Annotated in this window: 3 protein-coding genes; all 3 read right to left on the reverse strand. The window is 71.1% G+C overall.

The window, feature by feature from the left end; translation table 11 throughout:
- A partial coding sequence (locus tag KME77_RS12705; protein ID WP_504739326.1) for a potassium channel family protein occupies positions 1 to 695 on the reverse strand: 695 nt, incomplete at its 3' end.
- 92 nt (positions 696 to 787) lie between these two features.
- Positions 788 to 1801: a hemolysin family protein gene (locus tag KME77_RS12710; protein WP_219466201.1), complete on the reverse strand. Its 1014-nt coding sequence runs from the start codon at positions 1799 to 1801 to the stop codon at positions 788 to 790.
- Positions 1798 to 2388: transporter associated domain-containing protein (locus tag KME77_RS12715; protein WP_281424116.1), on the reverse strand; the 591-nt coding region annotated here is incomplete at its 5' end. The genes KME77_RS12715 and KME77_RS12710, both read right to left, overlap by 4 nt.

Consider the following 2388-nt stretch of genomic DNA (forward strand, 5'->3'; position numbering starts at 1 on the left):
CAGTTGCGGTTGGTCAGCGCCAGCAGCGTCTTGATCACGTGCGCGTCGGAGTCCTCGCCGGGCGGCGAGAGCACGATGATCGAACGGGCGGTGTCCAGGCTGAGCAGGTCCAGGTCGGTCGGCTCGGTCGCGCTGCCGCTGCGCACCACGACGCGGGTGCTGCCGGTGTCGCCGACCCGCGTGCGCAGTTCCTCCTCCATCTCCAGCTTGTCGCCGTCGCCGAGGACGGCGATGCACGAGTTCTTCTCGCTCTCGTTGGCCTCGACCAGCTCGGGGATGATGGTGAAGATCTGGTCCGACCAGCCGATCAGGGCGGTGTGGCCGGTCTCGACGATCTTCGAGCGGCCCTTGCGCAGCTCGGTGAGCTTGTTGTCCAGGCCCGTGGTGAGCACACCGACGAGGCTGGAGACGATCAGCAGGCCGCCGATCGTGATCGTGAACCCGATGATCGTGAAGACCGCGCTGCCCTCGTTGTCGCCCGCGACGGTGCCCGCGTCCATGGCGCGCATGAGGCTGCCCCACAGCGCCTCGTACCAGCTGTCGTGCACGTCGTCGTAGGCGAACACGACGGACAGGCCCGCGAAGATCACGACCATGACGACGGTGACCAGCGCCAGCCAGCCGATCAGGGCGGGTGTCCCCTTCGACATGCTGTTGTCGAACCGGTAGCGCAGACGTTCTCGTCGTGTGGCCATGACTGCCTTGCCTCTTGCGAACAGTACCAATGGCAACGATTGTCCCATTAGTCGCTTGTTGTTCGCCTGCATATCCCTTCAGGGACAAGACATCAGGCCGGGATCAGGAGTGTCGTCAGCAGCGAGTCCAGGGTGACCAGGCCCGCCAGCCCGCCGTTGTCGTCGCGTACCAGCGCCACCTGGCTGTGCGCGGCCCGCAGCGCGGACACCGCCTCGGCGATGGAGGTCCGCGTGGTGACCGAGGGGACGCGGTGCGCGAGGTCACCGGCCCGGGTCCGGGCGTCGCGGCGGCGGGCCAGGTAGGCGTCGCGCAGGTGGACGATGCCCACCGGGTCCTGGCCGTTCCAGACGACGAGCCTGCTGCGGCCCGAACGGGTGGCCTCGTCGATCACCTGCTGCGGCGCGGCGCCGGCCGGCACGCCGACGATGTCGGCCGCCGGCGTGACCAGCTCGGTGATGACGGTGGCGGGCGCCTGCAGGGTCTGGCTGAGCACGGCGTGCTCGTCGGCCTCGATGAGCCCGAGCCGGCGCGACTCCTCGACCAGGTGGGCCAGCTGCTCGGGGGTGCGCGGGTTGGCGTCGCCGGTGCGCGGCCGGACGCCGAACAGGCGCAGCAGCAGGTCGCTGATGCCGTTGAGCAGCCGCAGCAGCGGGCGCACCACCTTGGTGAAGCCGCGGAACGGCAGCGCGAGCAGCGTCGCCGAGCGTTCCGGGTGGGCGATGGCCCACGACTTGGGCGCCATCTCACCGATCACCATGTGCAGGAACGTCACCAGCGCCAGCGCGATCACGAACGCCACGGCGTGCGCGGCGGCCTCCGGCAGGCCGACCGCGTGGAACAGCGGCGTGAGCGTGCCGGCGATGACCGGCTCGGAGACGACGCCCAGGCCGAGCGAGCACAGCGTGATGCCGAGCTGGGCGCCGGCCAGCATCAGCGACAGCTCCTTGATGCCGGACACGGCCGCCGCCGCGGCCCGGCTGCCCCTGGCGGCGGCCTGCTCCAGGCGGTGGCGCTTGGCCGCGACCAGGGCGAACTCGGCCGCCACGAAGAAGCCGTTGCCGATGAGCAGCAGCAGGGTGACGGCGATGCCGGTGGGCAGGTTCACGGCGTGCCGTCCTTGTCCTCGTGCTTGTCGTCGGCATCTGAATCGGCTGAGTCAGCTGAAACGGCGTCGGGCTCGGGTTCCGGGTGGATCGGGGTCAGGCGCACGCGGTGCGGGACGTGCCGCTCCAGGCTCAGCACCTCGACGCTCACCTGCTTGGGCGCCCGTTCGTCCAGGGACGGCGGCAGGCCGACGGTGATGACGTCGCCGGGCGCGGCGAAGCGTTCGAGCCGGTGCAGGATGAGCCCGGCCACGGTGTCGTACTCGTCCTCGTCCGGCAGCTCCAGGCCGGTGGCCAGGGCGACCTCGTCGACGCGCAGCCCGGCGTCGACCTGCCAGCCGTCGCCGCGCCGTACGACGGTGGCCTCCTCGACGTCGTTCTCGTCGGCGATCTCGCCGACCAGCTCCTCGGCCACGTCCTCCCAGGTCACCAGGCCCGCCAGGCCGCCGTGCTCGTCCACCACGCAGGCGACCTCCTCGCCGCGCTCGTGCATCTGGCTCACCAGGGCGGGCAGGGTCAGCGAGAACGGCACCACCAGCGGGTCCCGTGCGATGCCGGCCACGCGGGTGCCGGCGGGCTCGGCCGGCCG

Origin of the sequence: Nonomuraea rhizosphaerae (assembly GCF_019396405.1) — a bacterium.
GTDB classification, from domain to species: domain Bacteria; phylum Actinomycetota; class Actinomycetes; order Streptosporangiales; family Streptosporangiaceae; genus Nonomuraea; species Nonomuraea rhizosphaerae.